The sequence below is a fragment of the Acinetobacter sp. 1566109 genome (genome assembly GCF_000582255.1).
GTDB lineage: Bacteria > Pseudomonadota > Gammaproteobacteria > Pseudomonadales > Moraxellaceae > Acinetobacter > Acinetobacter nosocomialis.
In genome coordinates this window covers 1-3,579 of the sequence record NZ_JEYB01000114.1, presented here as the reverse complement: position 1 = coordinate 3,579, position 3,579 = coordinate 1, and the positions used below count along the sequence as shown (strand labels likewise).

General features: G+C 33.5%; 6 protein-coding genes and 2 pseudogenes. 4 read left to right on the top strand and 4 right to left on the bottom strand.

What is annotated here, in order from left to right; translation table 11 throughout:
* The 4 genes and pseudogenes from J582_RS24325 to J582_RS0105435 form a co-directional block, all read left to right on the top strand.
* Positions 1 to 211: pseudogene (locus J582_RS24325) on the top strand (diguanylate cyclase); the annotation flags it as partial.
* A gap of 553 nt (positions 212 to 764) precedes the next feature.
* Positions 765 to 1,121 (top strand): type II toxin-antitoxin system RelE/ParE family toxin, encoded by a 357-nt coding sequence (locus J582_RS24320; RefSeq protein WP_000269903.1) that lies wholly within the window; start codon positions 765 to 767, stop codon positions 1,119 to 1,121.
* Positions 1,114 to 1,416 carry a helix-turn-helix domain-containing protein gene (locus J582_RS24315; protein ID WP_001140619.1) on the top strand — a complete coding sequence of 101 codons (303 nt, stop codon included), beginning with the start codon at positions 1,114 to 1,116 and terminating at the stop codon, positions 1,414 to 1,416. Before J582_RS24320 ends, J582_RS24315 begins: the two co-directional genes overlap by 8 nt.
* Positions 1,409 to 1,618 (top strand): hypothetical protein, encoded by a 210-nt coding sequence (locus J582_RS0105435; protein WP_000069471.1) that lies wholly within the window; start codon positions 1,409 to 1,411, stop codon positions 1,616 to 1,618. Before J582_RS24315 ends, J582_RS0105435 begins: the two co-directional genes overlap by 8 nt.
* A 124-nt stretch (positions 1,619 to 1,742) precedes the next feature.
* Here J582_RS0105435 and J582_RS24310 read toward each other — a convergent pair whose 3' ends face one another.
* The 4 genes and pseudogenes from J582_RS24310 to J582_RS27410 all read right to left on the bottom strand — a co-directional run bounded on the left by J582_RS24310 (position 1,743) and on the right by J582_RS27410 (position 3,575).
* Positions 1,743 to 1,955, bottom strand: a complete 213-nt coding sequence (locus J582_RS24310; RefSeq protein ID WP_016653394.1) for a hypothetical protein — start codon at positions 1,953 to 1,955, stop codon at positions 1,743 to 1,745.
* Between the two features lie 758 nt (positions 1,956 to 2,713).
* Positions 2,714 to 3,259, bottom strand: a pseudogene (locus tag J582_RS24300) (IS5 family transposase); the annotation flags it as partial.
* Positions 3,187 to 3,393 carry an AAA family ATPase gene (locus J582_RS26875; RefSeq protein WP_236769086.1) on the bottom strand — a complete coding sequence of 69 codons (207 nt, stop codon included), beginning with the start codon at positions 3,391 to 3,393 and terminating at the stop codon, positions 3,187 to 3,189. The pseudogene J582_RS24300 and the gene J582_RS26875, both read right to left, overlap by 73 nt.
* A 53-nt stretch (positions 3,394 to 3,446) precedes the next feature.
* Complete coding sequence (locus J582_RS27410) at positions 3,447 to 3,575, bottom strand: AAA family ATPase (protein ID WP_002123981.1); 129 nt, start codon at positions 3,573 to 3,575, stop codon at positions 3,447 to 3,449.
* Between the last annotated feature and the right edge of the window lie 4 nt (positions 3,576 to 3,579).

The following is a 3,579-nucleotide window of genomic DNA, read 5'->3' as shown; positions in this document are numbered from 1 at the left end:
AGATGAGTTTGGTATTTTAAATATTGAAACTAACTTAGAAAATACTCAAAAACTAGCAAATCGAATTTCAGAATCCTTAAAACAGGCTGGAATTAATGCTGCTATTGGTGTTGCAGCACGTCAACCAGGGACGGATTTACAACAAACAGTAGTTGAAGCAGATAAGCAAATGTATAGACATAAACGTCAAATCAAAGATATGTCTCAATAAGGTAATAAAATTAAGTTTTCCTACAATTAACATAATGGGCATTATACGAAATGAACAAATTGAAACATATAAAAATCAAAAACTTATGCTATAAATAATTTGCTCGACGATGTCGAAAAGCCGACTTGGGAACAAGTCGGCTTTTTTATGAGCAGTTTTTATATATTTCGCCAATAAAATTGGTTAAAAAACGATCAAATCGTAATTTCCTTCCGATTCCTTAAGGCTTCCATTTCTGAATTTATCCCCATTTCTTGCGGATAAGCTTTGGGATAATTTTGATGATTTTTTGTACGCTTTGGCTTACAGCATTTTACGAAATTGTTTGTATCCAAGCACCAGTGAAGTCCCTATGATCGATCTATATGAACAGGATGTTCAATGACTTAAAACAAGAATAATCAGTCAGACACCATGACCATTAGGTAGTCAGCCCTACCTATGCGCTCCACACCGAAAAATCCCGACATGACGTCGGGATTTTTTATTGTCATTTGAATAATAATTCAATTAAGCATAAAATATAGATTGTAATCTATATTATTGTTGTAATATGTGGACAGTCATTACAACGGATCTGTTTAACGAATGGCTTGCACAGCAAGATCAATCTACACAAGAGAAAGTACTCGCAGCGTTGGTCGTTCTACAGCAACAGGGACCAAGTTTAGGTCGTCCTTTAGTAGATACCGTCTATGACTCCAAATTTACCAATATGAAAGAGCTACGTGTTCAGCATCGAGGTAAACCACTGAGAGCCTTTTTCGCGTTTGATCCTTTACGACAAGCTATTGTGCTGTGTATCGGTGATAAAGGCGGTAAAAAGCGTTTTTATAAAGAGATGTTAGATATTGCCGATCAGCAATACGAAATTCATCTTTCAACTTTAGGAGATCAATCTAATGGCTAAGACCCTACAAGAATTATTGGCTAATCGCTCTCCAGAGAGTCAAGCTCGTATTCAACAAATGGCGGATGAATTATTGTTGGAAACTCAGCTTCACCTTATTCGTGAAGAGTTAGAGATTTCTCAAAAAGAACTGGCTGCAACCCTTGGAATCAAACAGCCTTCATTGTCAGCAATCGAAAATCGTGGTCATGATCTTAAAATTTCAACGATGAAAAAGTATGTCGAAGCAATGGGCGGAAAACTTCGTATTGATGTAGAGCTTCCAACAGGAAAACACATAGGATTCAATGTCTAATAATAAACCTTTGAAAAATAGTAGTAAATTACTTGTTAACTTGGACAAGTTTATATTTTTAGTCAATGCTGCTGATAGCCTAGAGGAAATTGAAATTATTAGAGATTTATGCTGTGACTATTTTTCACATTGTAAGAAGTCAAGCTATTACACTGATATTTTCGACAATGCTTATTGGATAAAATATTACGAAATAACTTAATCTTTCCAGATTCGCATAGGAGATTTTATGCTAAATAGATATGAGAAAGGCCATAAATTGTGACTTTCTCATATACGAAGAGAGAGCTGAGAACTTTCGTTTTATTGATTTATTCCAAATGAAGCTAATATTGATGTGTGGTGATTTTAATTTTTAGTTGCTTATATTTTCTTTTCGTAGCGCTCAGAGCTGAATTAGACACTTCTGTATAAAATATAGGATCATTCATCAAATCAGAAAATAATTTATATCCAATCAATAATTTACTGTATTTATTCCCATCTTTGAGATTCGTTTCAATTAATTGATCTAAATCTTTTACAGAAAAACTATACATATTAGCCTCGATAGAGTGTTTCTGAACGGGCACCATACAGGGTTGGCGATAGGAACTAAAGTTAAATTAGGTATTGATATATGGAATATTATTGTAAAAATAATAGATTAAACTTATATCGAGGCTAAACTTTACTCCTTTAATAGTAAAAATCTTATTCAGGATCCAAGATATATCCTTCTAAAAGACTTTAGTCCTTCTCTTTTTCAAGTCAAATTTACCCGTAATTCTGGCTAGAATACTCTCTCAAAATTGCATATACCCTATATTTATCTTGATATAAGGTCTTTTCTATAATTTTTTGGATATCTTCACTAGTCCATTTTTGCTGCTTAGCTTTAAAAATGAACTGTGATTGCAGAACAAATGAGTGTTCACCTTTTCTTAAATAAAGATTCTTGACTTTTTTTTGCATAAGAAACAATTCAATAACCTATACTCTTAAACTTTATACTAGTTGAGAAAAATTTACTTTTAATTATAACTTAATAAAACACTTAACTTGTAAAGAAAACTAAATTTCAGTTACTTAATAGACAAAAAAATATTATTATTTTTGTATCAGTAATGTTTAATATTCTTTGGATTGTATGTTGTGGGTTCTTATAGTATTTCTAGGTTTAATCAGTACACTATTAATTATTTCCATATTAAAAGAGTATTTTAAGAATCCTTTCAAATAGAAGAATAAATTCTAGTTTGTTAAGGCTTTGTTGCACAAAGATTTAAAAGTTAAGACTTCTCATATCTACTCAAATTTAAGTGACAACTCGGGTATGTGGTCTGCCTAAGTCCATAAATTTATTTAATACTGCCATACGTGCATGAATCTCATTGACTTGGCTTTGAAAATTTCTCGCACTGAGTTTATCCCCCAATAATTTGATGCAATGCATCTTGGTTTCAACCAAACTTCGCCGATGATAGCCTGACCATTTCTTCCAAATAGTTCTTCCTAAACGTTTAACTGTTCGAAGCAACTCATTGCGTTCTAGCGAGCTCATCTTTTTATCTTTCCATGGCTTCGCATTTTTTCTTGGTGGAATCACTGCATGTGCTTGCCGATTCGCAATGACCTGTCGGCACTGTTTGGTATCATAAGCTCCATCGGTATAGACGGAGTCAACTCTCTCATCTTGTGGAATCTGATCGAGTAAATCACCAAGTACCTGTGAATCACTCACATTGTTGGTTGTGAGCTGAACAGCGCGTATTTGTAAGGTTTTAGCATCTATACCCATATGTAATTTACGCCATTGACGACGATATTCAGGCTGATGTTTTTTACGCTTCCATTCACCCTCATTTGTGGACGCAATAAAGCAATTTGACCTTCTGCCTCAACTTGATCGTCACCTAGAGTAAAAACTCCTTTAACGGTATTTTCTTGATTGAAATTACGATCAATAAAATCTTTATTATAGACTAGAGTTTTTATTGGTTCTTCACCAAGCCATTGAAGTAAACAATGTGTGTAGCCTAATGGTTGATCTATAATTCTACAATTGTAGTTTTTCCAGACCCATTTGCCCCAAATATAAAATTTATCTGCTTTAAACCATCTAATTGTGTTGGTACACTATAAGTAGCAACATTATTTATATAGACTCCAGTAAGCATAGCT